This window comes from Streptomyces sp. NBC_00859 (assembly GCF_045161865.1).
In the GTDB taxonomy this organism is placed as follows: domain Bacteria; phylum Actinomycetota; class Actinomycetes; order Streptomycetales; family Streptomycetaceae; genus Streptomyces.
The window spans coordinates 3,661,533-3,679,887 of record NZ_CP108826.1 but is presented as its reverse complement, the minus strand read 5'-3'; the positions used below and the strand labels follow the sequence as shown (position 1 = coordinate 3,679,887).

14 protein-coding genes are annotated in these 18,355 nt (G+C 68.8%); 10 read left to right on the top strand and 4 right to left on the bottom strand.

All coding sequences use genetic code 11. The features are described from left to right. Window positions 1–129: 129 nt before the first annotated feature. Window positions 130–1,134, bottom strand: coding sequence for a helix-turn-helix transcriptional regulator (locus tag OG584_RS15815; protein WP_405778473.1), 1,005 nt, complete (start codon window positions 1,132–1,134; stop codon window positions 130–132). Window positions 1,135–1,461: 327 nt separating this feature from the next. Between OG584_RS15815 and OG584_RS15810 the strand changes: the two genes are divergently transcribed. Continuing rightward, window positions 1,462–1,791 (top strand): (2Fe-2S)-binding protein, encoded by a 330-nt coding sequence (locus OG584_RS15810; protein WP_405778472.1) that lies wholly within the window; start codon window positions 1,462–1,464, stop codon window positions 1,789–1,791. 129 nt (window positions 1,792–1,920) lie between these two features. Here OG584_RS15810 and OG584_RS15805 read toward each other — a convergent pair whose 3' ends face one another. Continuing rightward, a complete protein-coding gene (locus OG584_RS15805) occupies window positions 1,921–2,325 on the bottom strand; it encodes a pyridoxamine 5'-phosphate oxidase family protein (RefSeq protein ID WP_405778471.1) in 405 nt (134 codons plus the stop codon). Between the two features lie 186 nt (window positions 2,326–2,511). Here OG584_RS15805 and clpB point away from each other — a divergent pair, with 186 nt between their 5' ends. The 5 genes from clpB (at window position 2,512) to OG584_RS15780 (ending at window position 10,526) form a co-directional block, all read left to right on the top strand. Beyond that, window positions 2,512–5,118: an ATP-dependent chaperone ClpB gene (gene clpB, locus OG584_RS15800; RefSeq protein WP_405778470.1), complete on the top strand. Its 2,607-nt coding sequence runs from the start codon at window positions 2,512–2,514 to the stop codon at window positions 5,116–5,118. A 99-nt stretch (window positions 5,119–5,217) separates the two neighbouring features. Further along, on the top strand, window positions 5,218–5,754 hold the full coding sequence (locus OG584_RS15795) for a YbjN domain-containing protein (protein WP_405778469.1): 537 nt from the start codon (window positions 5,218–5,220) through the stop codon (window positions 5,752–5,754). Window positions 5,755–5,959: 205 nt separating this feature from the next. After that, a complete protein-coding gene (locus OG584_RS15790) occupies window positions 5,960–6,619 on the top strand; it encodes a DUF4433 domain-containing protein (RefSeq protein ID WP_405784094.1) in 660 nt (219 codons plus the stop codon). 39 nt (window positions 6,620–6,658) lie between these two features. Continuing rightward, the gene (locus OG584_RS15785; protein WP_405778468.1) at window positions 6,659–7,720 is read left to right on the top strand and encodes a macro domain-containing protein; all 1,062 of its coding nucleotides are present in this window, start codon (window positions 6,659–6,661) and stop codon (window positions 7,718–7,720) included. Window positions 7,721–8,468: 748 nt separating this feature from the next. Then, window positions 8,469–10,526 (top strand): alkaline phosphatase family protein, encoded by a 2,058-nt coding sequence (locus tag OG584_RS15780; RefSeq protein WP_405778467.1) that lies wholly within the window; start codon window positions 8,469–8,471, stop codon window positions 10,524–10,526. A gap of 650 nt (window positions 10,527–11,176) precedes the next feature. On the opposite strand, the gene OG584_RS15775 is transcribed toward OG584_RS15780, so the two are convergent. Continuing rightward, window positions 11,177–12,376: a serine hydrolase domain-containing protein gene (locus OG584_RS15775; protein WP_405778466.1), complete on the bottom strand. Its 1,200-nt coding sequence runs from the start codon at window positions 12,374–12,376 to the stop codon at window positions 11,177–11,179. 566 nt (window positions 12,377–12,942) lie between these two features. Next, entirely contained in the window at window positions 12,943–14,142 is a 1,200-nt protein-coding gene (locus OG584_RS15770) for a pyridoxal phosphate-dependent aminotransferase (RefSeq protein ID WP_405778465.1), read from the bottom strand. A 148-nt stretch (window positions 14,143–14,290) separates the two neighbouring features. Here OG584_RS15770 and OG584_RS15765 point away from each other — a divergent pair, with 148 nt between their 5' ends. The 4 genes from OG584_RS15765 to OG584_RS15750 all read left to right on the top strand — a co-directional run bounded on the left by OG584_RS15765 (window position 14,291) and on the right by OG584_RS15750 (window position 18,348). Continuing rightward, entirely contained in the window at window positions 14,291–14,605 is a 315-nt protein-coding gene (locus tag OG584_RS15765) for a hypothetical protein (RefSeq protein WP_405778464.1), read from the top strand. 436 nt (window positions 14,606–15,041) lie between these two features. Continuing rightward, entirely contained in the window at window positions 15,042–15,560 is a 519-nt protein-coding gene (locus OG584_RS15760; RefSeq protein ID WP_405778463.1) for a DUF2617 family protein, read from the top strand. Window positions 15,561–15,614: 54 nt separating this feature from the next. Then, window positions 15,615–17,168: a polyamine aminopropyltransferase gene (locus OG584_RS15755; protein WP_405778462.1), complete on the top strand. Its 1,554-nt coding sequence runs from the start codon at window positions 15,615–15,617 to the stop codon at window positions 17,166–17,168. Between the two features lie 148 nt (window positions 17,169–17,316). Continuing rightward, the gene (locus OG584_RS15750; RefSeq protein WP_405778461.1) at window positions 17,317–18,348 is read left to right on the top strand and encodes a hypothetical protein; all 1,032 of its coding nucleotides are present in this window, start codon (window positions 17,317–17,319) and stop codon (window positions 18,346–18,348) included. The last annotated feature ends 7 nt before the right edge of the window (window positions 18,349–18,355 follow it).

Sequence of the window (18,355 nt, the reverse complement as noted above, 5' to 3'; positions counted from 1 at the left end):
GCGGCGGTCGTGCATCCCCCTCCTCAACCTGCAGAGCAGCAAGTTGAGGGTGGTGGGGCTGCGGTGGACAGACGAGAATCATCGCTTGTGACGGATGCGCCGGGGTGGCGCGGAGGGACGCGGAACGCTTCATTCGTGCTGTGGCGGAGGGCAGCTCGCCTGATCCAGGATGCCGGACTTCGCGATCAGATAGCCCAGTTGGGCTCTGCTGTTGCTGCCCAGGGAGGCGGAGAGTTTGGCCACGTGGGCTCGGCAGGTCCGTACGTTCATGCCGAGCCGTCGCGCTATCGCCTCGTCGACATGACCTTCGACCAGGAGCTGGGCGATGGAGCGCTGGACGCCGGACACGCCATCGGGTGTGGGGTTGTACGGGATCGCGTCGAGCAGCGGCGTGGCGCGCCGCCACAACTGATCGAAGACCTTGATGAGGTACTCGACGAGTCCGGGGTGGCGGAGTTCCAGCGCCACCCGCCGGTCATCTCGCGCGGGGATGAAGGCGACTGTGCGGTCGAAGATGATCAGGCGCTCTATGAGCTCTTCCAGGGTACGGATTTCGGCCTTGCCGCCCGATATCCGGTCGACATAGGCGAGAGTTCCCTGACTGTGTCTGACGGTGTGCTGGTACAGCGTGCGTATGCTGACGCCGCGGTCGATCAGCGGCCTGTCCCGCTCCAGGGCCTGACTGAGGACGTGTTCGCTGCGTCCGCCTCCCGGCTGGACGGTCAGCATCTCGGTGCGGCACTCGGCGGTGGCGAGGTTGAGCGCCGCGTTGATCCTGTCGAAGCCTTCCAGCACGGTGATCGCATGGGTGCTCGGCGGGGTCTGGGCGCTGATGGCCATGAACGGCTCGAAAGAGTCCGTCAGCCGCACGGACAGCCGTCTGCGGTCCTGGATCTCACGTTCGATCGGATGCAGCCGCTGAGCCAGCGCGATGGAAGGCGGAACCGGCCGGAGCCAGTTCGCGTCGTCGGGATCGGGGTGCAACAGCGCTAGTTCCACGAGGCACGGTGTGGATTCCACCTCGATGCGGGTGACACGGCCGGCGCTCAACGCGCCGGCATAGAGGCGGGCCCCCTCGTCGCACAAGTCCGTGACGGCATGAGGGTGTGTCGGTTGTGTGGTGTTACTGGGCAAATCTCCACCCCCCAGGGTCCTGAACGTGCAAGAACATGATGCATCGTGCGTGTAGCGCTGACGTGCCGGAATGAGCCATCGTCTTGTGATGCGGGGGAGAAGACACCATCAAGTGAGGACGAAGCCGACTATGTACAAGATATTGCTTCGCTCGGCGCTTGCCGCTGCTTTCTCCGTACCCTTGGCGTTCGGTGTTCTGAGTGGGGTGGGCCTCAGCGTCGGGGCTGACAGCGCTGCCGCTGCGTCGGACAGTGGCTGGGACATTGCGCACGCGGCAGCTCCGCCCATGGACAGTGGTTGGGACAGCACCCCGGCATCGGTGGAAGCATGACCGTCCCGCCCGATGACAGAGTCTTCCAGCGCGAGATGGCTGTCGCCTACCGCTCCGGGTGGCATTTCATCGACCTCGTCACGGCGATTCCGCACCGTGGCGACTCGTTGATGGTCACCCTGTTCGGTGAGCCGGTCGTCGTCGTACGCGAGGACGACGGTGACGACGGGGATGTGCGCGCCTACCGGTGTCTGCGCAAGCCCAGGGGCGCCCCGCAGCCCGTCCGCTGTGCCATCCGTTACGGCATGGTTTTCGTCAATCTCGACCGGCGTGATCACGAGTTGTTCGACGCCGAGCCGACCGCAGCTATCCCCCACAGTGCCTGACGCGATTCCCCCGTCGTAAAGATCGCTCAGGCGCTTCCCCCACACAGCGGCGCCACCGTGACCTGAACACGGTGGCGCCGCTGTGCTGCGCCCACGGCCCTGTTCGTCCCCGTGCGGTCCAGGCGCCGGTCAGGCGCGGCCCATGGCCCGCTCGACACTGATCTCGATCACCACCCGGTCCGGGTTCTCGGCCGGTGTGCGGTCGTAGCGCGCCGCGTGGCGGCGCACCGCGTCGGCGACGACGTCCGGCTCCGTACGGATCCTCGCGCGGCCCTCCAGCGTCGCCCAGCGCTTGGTCGCCACCTGGCAGACCGCGACCCGCGCCCCCTCGGGGCCGGCGGCCAGGACGTTGGCCACCTTCCGTGACGCCTTGTTGGTGATGACCCGGGCCAGCCCGGCCTCCGGGTCCCACGTCACGCCGACCGGCACCAGATGCGGCGAACCGTCCGGGCGCGGGGTCGTGAGCGTGCAGATGTGGCGTTCGCGCCAGAAGCTGAGATAGCTCGGATCGGGGTTCCGTGGGTCAATGGCCATGGGCGCGAACCTACCCGGCCCGGCCGACGCTGCCGCAGAGGCCTACAACACAGGGGGCGGGGGCCCTGTCCATCGCATGTTGAGTGGAATAGACTCAACTTTATGTACGTTGGCTGAGTCATTGCAGGGACGCATTCCAGGGACGACTGCCGGGACGGACCCGCCCGCGAGGAGGAGAACGCACACGTGGACGCCGAGCTGACCAACAAGAGCCGGGACGCGATCAACGCGGCCAACAGCCGCGCCGTGTCCAACGGCAACCCCGACCTGACCCCCGCCCATCTGCTGCTCGCCCTCCTGGAGGGCGAGGACAACGAGAACGTCGTCGACCTGCTGGCCGCCGTCGAGGCGGACCAGGCCGTCATCAGGTCCGGGGCCGAGCGGCTGCTCGGCGGCCTGCCCAGCGTGACCGGGTCGACCGTCGCGCCCCCGCAGCCCAACCGCGAGGCGCTCGCCGCCATCGCGGACGCCTCGCAGCGGGCCAAGGAGCTGGGGGACGAGTACATCTCGACGGAGCATCTGCTCATCGGGATCGCCGCGAAGGGCGGCCAGGCGGGCGAACTGCTGACGGAGCAGGGCGCCGGCGCCAAGAAATTGCTGGAAGCGTTCGAGACGAGCAGGGGAGGGCGCCGGGTGACCACACCCGACCCCGAGGGTCAGTACAAGGCGCTGGAGAAGTTCGGTACGGACTTCACGGCCGCCGCACGCGAGGGCAAGCTCGACCCGGTCATCGGGCGGGACCAGGAGATCCGCCGGGTGGTCCAGGTGCTGTCCCGGCGCACCAAGAACAACCCCGTGCTCATCGGGGAGCCGGGCGTCGGCAAGACGGCCGTCGTCGAGGGCCTCGCCCAGCGGATCGTCAAGGGCGACGTGCCGGAGAGCCTCCGGAACAAGCGGCTGATCTCGCTCGACCTGGGGGCGATGGTCGCCGGAGCGAAGTACCGCGGTGAGTTCGAGGAGCGGCTGAAGTCCGTCCTGGCCGAGATCAAGGACAGCGACGGCCAGGTCATCACCTTCATCGACGAACTGCACACCGTCGTCGGCGCGGGCGCCGGGGGCGACTCCGCGATGGACGCGGGCAACATGCTCAAGCCCATGCTGGCCCGCGGCGAGCTGCGCATGGTCGGTGCGACGACCCTCGACGAGTACCGCGAGCACATCGAGAAGGACGCCGCCCTGGAGCGCCGTTTCCAGCAGGTGCTGGTCGCGGAGCCGTCGGTCGAGGACACCATCGCGATCCTGCGCGGGCTCAAGGGCCGCTACGAGGCCCACCACAAGGTCCAGATCGCCGACGCGGCCCTGGTCGCCGCCGCCACCCTCTCCGACCGCTACATCACATCCCGCTTCCTGCCCGACAAGGCCATCGACCTGGTGGACGAGGCCGCGTCCAGGCTGCGGATGGAGATCGACTCCTCGCCCGTCGAGATCGACGAGCTGCAGCGCTCCGTCGACCGGCTGCGGATGGAGGAGCTGGCCCTCAAGAACGAGTCGGACGCCGCGTCCAAGCAGCGCCTGGAGAAGCTGCGCCGCGACCTCGCCGACCGCGAGGAGGAACTGCGCGGGCTCACCGCGCGCTGGGAGAAGGAGAAGGAGGGCCTCAACCGCGTCGGTGAGCTGAAGGAGCGCATCGACGAACTGCGGGGCCAGGCCGAGCGCGCTCAGCGCGACGGCGACTTCGACACCGCTTCCAAGCTGCTGTACGGGGAGATCCCCGGCCTTGAGCAGGAGCTGGAGGAGGCCTCCGCGGCGGAGCAGGAAGCCGCGAAGACCGCCGACACGAAAAGCACCATGGTCAAGGAGGAGGTCGGCTCCGACGACATCGCGGACGTGGTCGGGTCCTGGACCGGTATCCCGGCGGGCCGTCTCCTGGAGGGCGAGACGCAGAAGCTGCTGCGCATGGAGGAGGAGCTGGGCCGGCGCCTCATCGGCCAGTCCGAAGCGGTCGGCGCCGTCTCCGACGCCGTACGCCGCACCCGCGCCGGCATCGCGGACCCTGACCGGCCCACCGGGTCGTTCCTCTTCCTCGGCCCGACCGGGGTCGGCAAGACCGAGCTGGCGAAGGCGCTCGCCGACTTCCTCTTCGACGACGAGCGGGCCATGGTCCGCATCGACATGAGCGAGTACGGCGAGAAGCACTCGGTGTCCCGGCTGGTCGGCGCGCCGCCCGGCTACGTGGGCTACGAGGAGGGCGGCCAGCTCACCGAGGCGGTGCGCAGGCGCCCGTACAGCGTGGTGCTGCTCGACGAGGTGGAGAAGGCCCACCCCGAGGTCTTCGACGTACTGCTGCAGGTACTCGACGACGGACGGCTCACTGACGGCCAGGGCCGAACGGTGGACTTCCGCAACACCATCCTGGTCCTGACATCGAACCTCGGCAGCCAGTACCTGGTCGACCCCTTCACGAAGCCCGAGGAGAAGAAGAAGCAGGTACTCGACGTCGTACGGGCATCCTTCAAGCCCGAGTTCCTCAACCGGCTCGACGACCTGGTGGTCTTCTCCGCCCTGTCGCCGGAGGAGCTGGCGCACATCGCGGGGCTCCAGATCGACCGCCTGGCCAAACGGCTCGCCGACCGTCGGCTCACCCTTGAGGTCACCCCGGAGGCACTGGCCTGGCTGGCCGATGAGGGCAACGACCCGGCGTACGGCGCCAGGCCGCTGCGCAGGCTGATCCAGACGGCGATCGGCGACCGGCTCGCGAAGGAGATCCTCGCCGGCGAGGTCACCGACGGCGACACGGTCCGGGTCGACCGGGTCGCGGGCGGGGAAGGCCTCATCGTGGGGCGTGCGGACTAAGCCAGGAGCGGATACCGGCCGACAGGGCGGGGCGGGGCTTGCCACGCCCCGCCCGCCATGAGAGAGGATGGCCGGACTCGTACGAAGGGCAATTCAAAGATGACCATCGACCCGTCCTCCATTCCGAACTTCGGGGGCCAGCCCGATCCGCAGGATTCAGGACCGGCGGGCCCCGTCGTTCCCGACCAGGATCTGGTCAAGCAGCTCCTCGAGCAGATGGAGCTGAAGTACGTCCTGGACGACGAGGGCGACCTCGCCGCGCCGTGGGAGGAATTCCGCACGTACTTCATGTTCCGCGGCGAGGACGACCAGCAGGTCTTCTCCGTGCGGACGTTCTACGACCGGCCGCACGGCATCGAGGAGAAGGTCCAGCTCCTCGAGCTGATCGACGACTGGAACCGCCGCACGCTGTGGCCCAAGGTCTACACGCACACCCACGACGACGGCAGCGTCCGGCTCATCGGTGAGGCGCAGATGCTCATCGGCACCGGCGTGGCCCTGGAGCACTTCGTGTCTTCCACGGTCAGCTGGGTCCGAGCCTCGATCGAGTTCGACAAGTGGCTCGTCGACCAGCTCGGTCTCGAGCAGGACCTGGAGTCCGGCAAGGGCGACGACGAACCGGGCGACGACGCCTGAGCGGCCGGTCCTGAACGACCGGTCCTGAGCGACCAGCAGGGAAAGCCCGGCCGGGAGGCGCTTCGGCGCCGCACCGGCCGGGCTTTTGCACGCGGTCGGGCCCGCGGTGCTCCGTGCGGACCTGGCTCCTTGGCGCTCGGTGCCCCAAACCTCATAGGAACAGGGCCTGTTGGGGGCGAGACGGTTGTTCGTCGCGCGCGCCCCTGTGGTCTACTCAGCTCTTGTGACGAAAGCTGGGGAACGGCGTCTCTTTCACTTCACGCACGTGCGCAACCTTCTCGACATCCTCACTGAGAAGCAGTTGGTCTCGGACACTGTCATGCAGGGCCGGGGAGGCGTACTGATGGAGTGTGGGGACAGGGATGTCAAGTCCACACGACGCGAGCGGCGGATCACCGTTCCGCCGCATGGTTGCCCTGCCGACTATGTGCCCTTCTACTTCGCTCCGCGATCACCAATGCTCTATGTGATCAACCGCGGTGGCGTAGCTACCTACCGGGAAGGGCAGATACCACTCGCCTACTTGGTCACGTCTGTGGACGCTGTGGTGGAATCCGGCCGTCCCTACGTCTTCAGTGACGGCAACTGCGCCAACGAGATCACGCGGCACTTCACGGACCTGCGGATCATGTCCAGCGCAGTTGACTGGGAGATTATGGAAGCCAGGTACTGGAACAACACAGCCGATGACGGTGACCGTATGCGACGGCGCATGGCGGAGCTGTTGGTGCATGAGCATCTGCCGGTCAGCGCGCTGATCGAGGTAGGGACGTACGATCATGATCACGCCCGTCAGGCACAGCATCTGCTCAATGAAGCAGGCGCTGAGCTCCCGGTGAGTGTCAGACGTGAGTGGTACTACTGAGTCAACGGAAGCGAACTGACCCATCGAGGAAGGACAACGATGATCACGCACGGCACCGGCAATCTGCTCGTGGCGGATGTCGATGCCCTTGTTAACACGGTCAATACCGTGGGTGTCATGGGCAAGGGTATTGCCTTGCAGTTCAAGCGGGCCTATCCGGAGAACTTCAAGGACTATAAAGCGTCATGTGATCGTGGCGATGTCGTCGTCGGTAAAATGCATGTGCATGAGGTCGGGCAAGTGGTTGGCCCGAGATTCATCATCAATTTCCCCACGAAGCGTCACTGGCGCACGCCGTCTCGAATTGAAGACATCGCATCGGGGCTTGTTGCGCTGCGTGACGAAATCGTTGAGCGGGGGATCACGTCCATCGCTGTCCCGCCGCTGGGCTGTGGAAATGGCGGCCTCTCGTGGCGGGAGGTCGAGCCGATGATCTCGCAAGTACTGGGGACGATCCCCGGGGTCGAGGTCCGAGTCTGGCAGCCGCTGGGCGCGCCCGAAGCATCCTCCATGCCGAACGCCACCCAAGCGCCTCTCATGACCCGTGAGCGTGCCGCCTTCCTCGCCGCGCTCGACCGCTACATCCGCAGCGGGATTTCGCGCGGCCTTGCGTTCGAACCCCGCGTTTCTCTTCTCGAAGCGCATAAGGTTGCATACTTCTTGCAGAAGTTGCATCTACCGTTGGGACTTCGCTACGAGAAGGGGACGTATGGTCCTTACTCGCAGGCACTGGACAGGGCGGTGTCGGCAATGGAGGGCCACTTTGTCACGGGGTTCGGAGACGGCACCAGTGGAGCTCAGGCAGTCCTGGAACTAGACGGCAAGTCAGTGACTGATGCTGAGCTGCTGTTGAAACAGCTTCCAGAGTTCGAAGAGATCGCGAACCGATTTCAAAAACTGACGGCTGGATTTGAAGATGCTTTCGGCATGGAACTGTTGAGTACTGTTCTATTCGCCGCAGAAGAGCTTGTTGTTCCCCCGTCGACCCCGGGTGCGGTGGCAGAATGCATCAGCGGGTGGAATCAGCGCAAGCAGCGCCTGTTCACTGAGGCTCACGTTCGCACCGCATGGCAGCGGCTCTCCGAGGTGGGGCTCTTGTAGAGGCCGGCGAGTGGCTGCATCAATTCCGTGGCCCGCTGCCGAGCTGTTCGCAGTTGCCGACGCCGGTCACCGTTGCGCGACCCTCCACGGCCCAGGGACTGCGCCTGCGGGCAAGCTCCCTGGCGTGATGGGGCGGGCCCGGCTTCATGAGGGCAGCGCCCAGCGCTTGAAGGCCCCCTCCAGCCGTTCGGCTGCGTCCCGGAGGGCGTCGTCCCGCTTGCGGAACGTGACGCGCACTGGGGGTCCGGCCCGCCTCCGGGTCGCCGTGAGCGCGGAACAGGTCACCGCCACCACGCCTGCGGCGCTCCGACGGCGCCGGCCGAACGCGAGAACGCCCCTCTCGCCGAACGCGGGAACACCCCTCTCGCCGAACGGCGATGTCGGCCCAGGAGCCGGACGCAGGCACCTGAGCCGCTCTGTGCGCGGGCCGTGGCTGAGCGCCTCATGCCTCGCGCCTCATGCCCTCGGTAACTACGCCGAGCGACAGGGAGTGTGACGTAACGTCAGGTTCAGTCCGGAGGCGTCGGACATCCCGTGATGGCTCTCGTGTACGACGGGTGCCCGGTACGTCGGAAGTCCTCCACGGCCCACGACATGACCTCGAACCATTCGGGCGCGCACCCCTGACATTTCGTCTGCGGTGCCGATACCGTTCGCGCGCGGCCGGGCATGTGCCGGCTCGGGCTTCCTCCTCACGGTGTGACAAGCCCTGGGCCCGCTTGCGGATCGACGACAGAAGGTATTCCCGATGACGATTGAGACCCATCCTGAGCCAGAGCCCGCCGACAGACACGTCGGGCAGGGCGCGCGATTCCCCAGGCGGCGGTTTCTCCAGACGGCCGGCCTTGCGGCGGGGGCGGTGGCCGTCGGCCTCGACCCCGCCGAGGCCGTCGCCGCGGGCGGACGGCGCCACCGCGAACCGGGCTACGTCCTGCCCAAGGGCTACAGCGGCACCATGGCCGACCTGAAGCATGTCGTGATCCTGATGCAGGAGAACCGTTCGTTCGACCACTATCTCGGCCAACTGCCCGGTGTGCGTGGGCAGAGCGACAGGCAGGTGCTCACGTTCCAGGACGGCACCACCGTCTTCCAGCAGCGTGACGCCGCCGGCAACATCGTCACGCCGTTCGCCTCGACCAGCCAGAACGGCTGCAACCACAACTTCTACGGCGCCAACGGCGGCCGATGGAATACCTGGGTGGTGGACAAGGGTACGAACGCCATGCGGTACTACCTGCCCGGGACGATGCCCTGGATGTACTCGCTTGCCTCGCAGTACACGGTCTGCGACATGAGCTTCTGCTCTCTGCACGGGCCGACCGTCCCGAACCGGTACTACCTCATGACGGGTACTGCGAACGGTGAGACCACCAACGCCGGCCAGAACGACTACAGCCGGACCTGGCTGACGGTGCCCGAGCAGCTGCAGTCGGCCGGTATCAACTGGCGCGTCTACTCGGACAACAGCGGTAACGGCGTCATGGGAAGCCTCCAGAGCGGCTTCGTCGGGGAGTACGGCTGCAATGTGACGAACAGCTTCCGGGCGTTCGACCCACGAACCGCGAGTGACTCCGACCTCGCGGAGGGCACCGGGAAGATCTGGAAGGCGAACTCATTCCTCTACGCCGACACCGGTGTGGTGAACGACGACTCCGAGGAGAACCTGAACGGCGTGCTGCGCGACTTCATCGCCGCGTGCCGACCGGGTGCGGAGCACCCATTGCCGGAGGTCTCGTGGATCGTGACGCCGGCCGCGTGGAGCGAACACCCTGCCTTCGACACGGTGCACGGCGAGCGCTGCATGAACAAGGTCCTGCAGACCCTGCAGAGCAATCCCGATATCTGGGACCACACGCTGGTGATCATCTCGTACGACGAGAACGACGGCATCTTCGACCATGTGCTTCCGCCGCGTCCTGAGCCGGGCACCGCCGGCGAGTACGCCGGTGACACGCCGTACGGCTTCGGTCCGCGGGTCCCCATGCTGCTCGTGTCGCCGTGGACACGCGGGGGGTACGTCGCATCGGAGGTCTTCGATCACACCTCGACGATCAAGTTCCTCGAAACCTGGGCGAAGTACCTGGGAAAGCCGTTCACCAGCCCGAACATCACCGCGTGGCGCCGCTCCATCGCCGGTGACCTGACCAGTGCTGTCGACTTCGCCCGTCCGAGGCCGGGCCCGGTGATCATCGCTGATCCGGTCAACGGCACGCCGCCGCCCATGACGGCCGACAGGATGAAGCACCGCGGCCTGACCTTCCACCCGCACGCCACACTCACCGAGGACCGCTCCGCCCGTACGGTGACCGCCCTGATGACGCTCGCCGGGGGGCCGGCCGGCAAGGCGGTCAGCCTGCAGGTCTTCCCCGATGCCCACCAGGACTTCTCGAACACGCCGTACACCGTGTCGGCGCCCGATCCGCGCCGGTACACATGGGATGCGCGGAAGACCGACGGCAAGTACGCGTTCTCCATCTACGGCCCCGACGGCTTCCTGCGGTCCTTCGCCGGTCAAGTCGCCCCCGCCGCCCAGCAGAAAACCGGGATCCCGCGCGTCGACGTACACCTCGTGGGCGGCTCTCACGGGATGGTCCGGCTCACCCTGCACAACGACGGGACGCGCACGGTGCGGTACTCCCTGAAGGCCGACGGCCACCAGGGCGGCGGTCGGACTCACAGCGTCGCCGCCGGCAAGTCCGCCACCGTCACCTGCCCGACGTTCGACGGCTACTACGACGTACTCGTCACCGCGGACACCGGCACCGGCTGGAGCCAGCGGTACGCCGGCCGCGTGGCGACAGACTGAGGAGCGGGATCACCCATGAGCCGCCATCGCTGTGGCCGACGTCCCTGACATCACGCAGACCTTGGCCTGGCCGATCGCATTCCACCGGAGGCAGGACGTCCGGGCGGTCCCTCTCGGCGGCCCGAAGCCGCTCCGGGTGGGCATAGTGCAAGGACCCCTGAGGGCAGTCAGGATGGACACCTTCACGTCTGCGTTGTGCTGTGCCGGTCATGTATGGATCTGGATGGTCGGCAGCGAAGATTCCACCTCGGCCTTCCCCCAGTCGCCTTCCAGGTGGAATGCCGATCCGTTCCAGTGGAGAGAGTCGACTCCGCCATAGTGCTCTCCTGCGCCAACTGGGCGCTGGGGGAAACCGGCCGGACCGCCACCACGAGTGAGGGCAGCGCCGTTGCCGGCAGGCCGAGGAACGCCGCCCCCGTCGGCAGAGCCCACCTCGCCGACTCACCAGCACCGCCACCGCACCGAATCCAGCCGGCCGTGGGCTCGGGACTCCCGGTACTGGCCGCGGCCGGCGTCCGGGTCGTCGCAGAAGACCGAGTGCAGGACCACGACCGCGCCGCACCGTTCTGTGTGGCTGCGGCAGTTATCCGGGCCAGCCCTCCTTCGTACACCCGTATCGCTCGGTGAGGGCTGCCACATGGCGGCGGGCGTCAGCGAGCCGCCGGGGGCCGGCCCTCGCAGAGCGCAGTCTCGACGGCGGCCCGCATGTCGTCGTCCTGGGCGTCCGTGCCGCCCGGGTCGACGTTCACCATGGCCGTCGCCCGTCTGCCGTCGGCCGTGGCGCCGCCCAGGGTCTCGTACCCGAAGATGTCGCCACCGTGGCCCCAGTAGACTCCGCCGCAGGGCAGGGTCCAGCGCTCCAGGCCCAGTCCGTAATACCGGCCGTCCGAAGCGAGGTTCGGCGGGGGCGTCATCATCTGTTTGAGCTGCGCCGGACGCAGCAGCCTGCCGCCTACGAGCGCGCCGAGGAAGCGGTTGAGGTCGGATGCGCTGGAAATCATCTCGCCGGACGCGCCCGCGACCGACGGGTTGATCGCGGTGACGTCCATCAGCGGCGCGTCAGAGCCGGGCCGTGCGTATCCGCGGGGGTGCGGACCGAGAATCGCCGGGCTGTCACCCGGTACGGACGTCGCGCGCAGCCCGAGCGGCCTGATGACGCGTCGGCGGATCTCCTCACCGTAGGTGTGGCCGGTCACCTTCTCGATGAGCATGCCGGCCAGCAGGTAGTTGGTGTTGGAGTACTTCCAACCGGCGCCGGGCGTGGGGAAGGCCGGAGGGTTGGCGAGGGCCATGTTCACCAGGTCGCGAGCGTCGTGGTGGGCGAGAGGGTCCTTGAGGATGTCCTGCGGGCTGAGGTAGGTGAGGTAGTCGGGCAGGCCACTGGTGTGCTGCAGCAACTGCCGGACGGTGATCACCCGTCCGTCGCCGCCGGGTCCGCGGACGACGCCTGGCAGGTAGCGTTCGACCGGCGCATCCAGGGCCACGCGGTGCTGGCCCACCAGTTGCAGCACGACCGTCGCCACGAACGTCTTGGTCATGCTGCCGATCCGGAACCTGCTGTCGCCGCGCACCGGCGTCTGTCTCTGCACGTCCGCGACACCGCTGGTCAGCGACGAGCTGCCACGCCGGCTACTCGTCTCGATGAGCGCCCCTGGCGCACCGTCCACAGTGGTCAGCCGGCGCAGGAGGGCGGGCAGCCGGGCGTCGTCGGGGGCATGGAGGGACGGTGCGGCTGCGGATACGGTCCCGGATGACGCGGCGGCGACGCTTTCCGGCAGCGTTCCTCCCAGGACGCCGACCGCCACGGCCAGCGTGAGTGCTCCACCCAGCGTGCGCTTGTACTTGGTCACGTGTTCTTCCCCCGTCGTAGCGATCCCGGCTGTTGAGGCGGTCGGCTGCGGGGCTGCGAACCCTCGCCCTCCCCGCGCCTGGCTCACGATGCCCGAACGGCGCAGGCCCGCACGATGGGGTGGCCATCCGGAACGGTGGTAGGGACACCCCCCGGTGTCACGGCCCATGCCTCAACGCCGTTCGGGCCGCCTGCCGTCGCTGCGGGCGTGAAGCGGCCTCGCGCGGGACGTCCTTCCTCTCGCGGAACGCGCAGCGAACCTGGCTGCGGCCGGCCTGTGGGGCGTCTTAGAAGGCCGAGTTGGGGACCGAGGCCACGCCGCACCGTGCTGCCGTGAGGCCGTTGCCGAGGATGTCGCGCTTGGCACGCAGGGCTCGCGGAAGCGGTACCGGTATGCGGCTGAGGCCGATGTGCCCTCCATGGCTGCGCTGTTCGCCGCCAACCACCGAGACGCCCTCACCGGGCGTGCGCCGAGTCCAGCGCGGCCAGGGGGCCGGGAGTGTCCGCGACGACCACTGCGGCACGGCGGCGCACACTGCGGTCCGCCCATTGACCGTGGTGCTCGGCTCAGTCTCCGAACGCCTTCCGCAGCCGGCCCACCGCCTGAGTGAGGACGTCCTCGCGTTTGCAGAAGGTGAAGCGGACCTGGCTGCGGCCGGCGTCGGGGTCGTCGTAGAAGACCGAGTTGGGGACGGCGACGACGCCGCAGCGTTCCGGGAGGGCGCGGCAGAAGGCGTAGGCGTCCTTCTCGCCCAGGGGTGTGATGTCGGTGGTGATGAAGTACGTGCCCTGGGGGCGGTAGACCTCGAACCCGGCCGCGCGCAGGCCGTCGCCGAGCAGGTCGCGCTTGGCGCGCAGGTCGGCACGGAAGCCGTCGAAGTACGAGTCGGGCAGCCGGAGGGCCTCGGCGATCGCGTACTGGAAGGGCCCGGCGCTGACGTAGGTCAGGTACTGCTTCGCGGTGCGCACCGCGGCCACGAGCGCGGGCGATGCCGTGACCCAGCCGACCTTCCACCCCGTGAAGGAGAACGTCTTGCCCGCCGACGAGATGGAGACGGTGCGCTCGCGCATTCCGGGCAGCGCCGCGATCGGGTGGTGGACGCCGTCGAAGACCAGGTGCTCGTAGACCTCGTCGGTGACGACGAGCAGATCGCGCTCGCAGGCCAGTTCCGCGATGGCTGTCAGCTCGTCGGGTGTGAGGACCATGCCGGTGGGATTGTGCGGCGAGTTGAGCAGCAGCAGCCGGGTGCGGGGCGTGACGGCGTCCCGCAGGGCATCGAGGTCGGGGCGGAAGTCCGGTGCGCGGAGCGTCAGCGGTACGCGGGCGGCGCCCGCCATGGCGATGCAGGCGGCGTACGAGTCGTAGAACGGTTCGAAGGCGATGACCTCGTCGCCGGGCTCCAGCAGGGCGAGCATGGCTGCGGCGATGGCCTCGGTGGCGCCCGCGGTGACCAGGACCTCGGTGTCGGGGTCGAAGGTGAGGCCGTGGAAGCGGCGCTGGTGGTCGGCGATCGCGGTGCGGAGCTCCGGTACGCCCGGACCCGGTGGGTACTGGTTCCCCTTGCCCTCGCGCAGTGCCCGTACCGCTGCCTCGCGTACCGAATCCGGGCCGTCGGTGTCCGGGAAGCCCTGCCCGAGGTTGATGGACCCGGTCGCTGTGGCCAGCGCCGACATCTCCGCGAAGATCGTCGTACCCAGTCCGTCGAGACGGCGGTTGAGCAGCGGCCGACCGCCGACGTGTCCCGTGGGGCTTCCCGTAGTGGTCATGGCGACCATCCTGCGCCGAACCTCTGGACTTCCTCAACTCCTGCTTGAGCCCGCGTGCACCGGGGATTGGCCTGTCACACAAGAAGCCCGGCAACCGGGCGGGGCCGACGGGGGACCCCGCCGCGCCGGACGGAGAGAGGTGAGGGCCATGGGCTTTTTCATCTTGGCAGTGGTAGTGGTCGCACTGGTCGCGCTGGTGGCGGCCGACCGTAAGCGCGACGGCTCGGGCAAGGGCCGCCGGGCCCGTTCGACCGCTGCGGGCGGCGCGGCCGACGGCGGCAGTTGGTGGGCCGGGGACAACAACTCGGGCGGCAGCGGACACCACTCGGGTGGTCATTCGGGCGGTCATTCGGGCGGCCACCACTCGTGCGGCGGGGGCGGCCACTCGTCCTGCGGCGGTGGTTCTTCGTGCGGCGGGGGTTCGTCCTGCGGGGGTGGCGGCGGCTGCGGTGGCTCCAGCTGACACCGGTCCGTTCTCCGGTGTCCTGCCGGGGGAGCGGACTCCCCTCCCTCCCCCAGGCGCCCGTCGGGTCAACCCCCGGCGGGCGCCTTCTGTTTGATCCGGTGGGTGCCCGTGCTGCGGGCCGTTTCCCGGCCATCCGTGATCCGGTACGAAACCGCACCGCCGGCCCCACAGCTCACCTGCCGTCTCACCCCGCACTTCGCTTACCGTGAGTTTGTTGAACGTATGAACAGTGGAGCCCCCGAGGGGATGGAAACCCCGTCAAGTTGGGTAAAAACGCTGTGACCGTCGCGTACTTCGTGATTCCCTCCATGTGAGAAGAAGCAGCCCTCGGACCTGAGACCTGACCGTGGCCCATGCCGGCGTCTCTTTCCCTGACACCTGCTCCGGGGAGAACCCCGTCCATCTGCCGATTGTGTGTTTGCGGAGCCCAGCCATGCTCACGACCCTCAGTACTGCCTACACCGACACGCGCGCCGCCGATCTGGCCTGGGCGCTGGGACGCGAGCCGCTGCCCGCGCTCGCGGTCCTCGACCTCGAACTCGGCGGCGCCAAACTCCAGATGAGGCTCCTCGGCGCCTCCCACCAAGTGCTCCTGGAGGAGGAAGGCGGCCTCTGTTCCGAGACCGTCGCCTGCATTCCGGGGAGCAGTACCCCTTTACCGCTCGGTGTCGCGGAGCGCGTGGGCGACTGGGGCTACGAGTTCGCGGCCTGCGTCGAGACGCTCTCGGACTGCTCGTTCGCCGGACGTGCTCAGGAGCTCCTCGCGCTGGTCGCGGACCATCCGAACGGCCTCGCGGGTACGTTCCCGGGCTCGCCGCACGCCTTCACAGCGATGCTCGCCCAGCGGCACGAGGGCCAGGTGCACTGGCGCACCTGGCATGCCTATCCACAGGAGGGTCAGCTCGTGGTGACCCGCACACGGGTCGGGGTGCGTATCCCCGTCGAAGCCTGAATACACCCTTGTGGGTGACAAGTTGTGCGCGTGTCGTAACGTAGCGTTCGTAGCATGATCGACCAGACCGCGCCCCCCGAAACCCAGGACGCGCGGCTCTCCGTTCGCCCGAGGACCGGCAGGCTGCTGGTGCTGGCCACTGTCTTCGTCTGCGCTGCCTGCGGGCTGGTGTACGAGCTCGAACTGGTCGCGCTCGCCTCGTACTTGATCGGGGACTCCGTCACGCAGGCGTCCGTCGTGCTGTCCGTCATGGTCTTCGCGATGGGCATCGGCTCGCTGCTCGCCAAACGGCTGCGGGTCCGCGCCGCCGTGGGGTTCGGCATGGTCGAGGCGGCGCTGGCGCTGGTCGGCGGCGGCTCGGCCCTCGTGCTGTACGGGTCGTTCGCCTGGGCCGGCGGCGGCGGTTCCCGTTTTGCCCTGGTCGGCTTCTCGCTGGCGATCGGTGTGCTGATGGGCGCCGAGATCCCGTTGCTGATGACGCTGATCCAACGGGTGTCCAGGCAGGACGCGGGCGGCACGGTGGCCGACCTGTTCGCGGCGGACTACGTGGGGGCGCTGGTAGGCGGTCTTGCCTTCCCCTTCCTGCTCCTCCCCCTCCTCGGCCAGCTCACCGGGGCGCTGCTCACCGGCACGGTCAACGCCGTGGTGGGCGGTGCGCTGGTGCTGTGGCTCTTCCGGCGCGATCTGGCGACGCGCGCACGGTGGTGGCTGATCGTGCTGAACGTGCTGGTGCTCGCCGTGCTGGCCACCGCGACGGCACTGGTGGGCGATTTCGAGCAGGCGGCGAGGAGAGCGGTGTACGGGGGGCAGGTCCGGGTCGCCGAGCAGACCCGCGTCCAGGAGATCGTCCTGACCCGGTCGGCGCGCGGCACCCTGGACCTCTTCCTGGACGGCAGGCTCCGGGTCGACGGTGCGGACGAGCGCCAGTACCACCGGGCGCTGGTCGATCCCGCGATGCGCGGCCCGCACCGGAACGTACTGATCCTGGGCGGCGGCGACGGCCTCGCGGCGCGCGAGGTGCTGAGCCACCGTGGCGTGGCGTCGGTGACGCTGGTCGAGCTGGATCCGGGTGTCGAGCGCCTTGCCCGCACCGATCCCGGCCTCTCCGCGCTCAACGGGCACGTGTACCGCGACCCGAGGCTGCGCGTGGTCACCGCCGACGCCTTCAACTGGCTGCGCTCGCCGAGGCCCCGGTATGACGTGGTCGTATCGGATCTGCCCGATCCGGGGATCACCGCGAGCACCAAGCTCTACTCGGAGGAGTTCTACGGACTGGTGTCGCGGGCGCTGGCCCCGGGCGGCCGGCTGGCCGTCCACGCGGGCCCTGTGGATACCCGGCCGGGGAGTTTCTGGACCGTCGACGCGACAGTGCGGGCGGCCGGCCTGCGGGCGGTCCCCTACCGGGCTTCGGGCCGTGGCGCCGGGTTCGCCGGGGGCCCCGACCGGGCGAACGGCGCCGCGAAGGGCCCCAGCGACTGGGGCTTCGTCCTGGCGGCCCGCAGTGGTCCGGCACTGGGTCCGGCCGGGGCAGGCCCCTGGTCACTGGCGACGGGCCGGCCGTCCGGTGTCGCGCCGTCGACCTTGGTGCATCCGCGGTACGGGGGGTGACCCGAGGCACGGGCGGGTGTCCGCTGCCGGGGGACGGAGCAGGCGGCGCGGGACGGACGCACGCAGGCTGCGCTGCCCGTGGGCAGGCCCGTACTGGCGGGGCCCGAAAGGCAGACGTGTCGGCTGTGGCTGAGTAGGCTCGACTTCCATGGAGCATGAGGTGGTCGTTCCGGTTCCGGCAGAGTCCGTCCGACGGGTCCTGGCGGACCCCGCCCGGGTTGCCCGCTGTGTACCGGGATTCCAACAGGACGCGGACAGCACGGACGGCCTGCTCGCGGGCCGGCTGAAGGTCAGGATCGACGGTCACACGATCACGTACCGCGGGACCATGCGCATCACGGACCGGGACGGTGGCTTCACGGTTCATGGCGAGGGTGCGGAGGTGCGCGGACCGGGCTCGGTGAAACTCTCGCTGGAGCTGCGGCTGACCGAGACCGGTACCCAGCCCGGTGCTGAGCCCGCTGCCGACACGGGAGTGGCTGCGACTCTCACGTGTAGCGGGACGGTCCAGTCGGCCGATGGGCGTCTGGCGGACCTTCCCCCCGAGGCGGTGCTGGCGGCAGCGCACCGCCTGCTGGACCGGTTCGGTGACCGGGTGCGGGCCGAGGCGCAGGGCGGGGCCGGGGGACAGGGAGCCGCAGCACAGGCCGGGGACCAGGAAGAGGGCCCGGAGCCCGATTCGGTGTCCGGCTCCGCATCTGGGAGCGGATCGGACTCTGGGAGCGGCTTGGCACCTGAGGGCGGCTCGGGATCTGAGAGCGGCTCGGCACCGGAGAGCGGCTCGGCACCGGAGAGCGGCTCGGTCCCTGAGGACGGCTCGAAATCTGAGGAGGGGTCTTCGCCTGAGGAAGGCTCTGCGCCCGAGGCCGGTGCCGGGGCGAGCCCGGGGGAGCAGCCGTCCGTGTTCGACGCGGAGGTTCCGCCGCCGTCGCTGGAACCGGCGGACGATGCGGGGATCGTCCCGGGCGACCCTCCGGTGGAGGCCGCGCATGCCCGCCGCACCATGATCGGCCGCAGCGCGGAGGAGGTCGACCACGCGCCGCCCCGCGGCCGCTACGCCCCGGTGCCTGCCCCGTCCTCGGGGGCGGCAGGTGCGACCCTGCGCTGGGCGGCACCCGCGGCGGCACTGGCCGTGGCGTCGGCGGTCGTGGTGGGCAGGGCTCTGAGGCGCAGGCGCTGAACTCAGG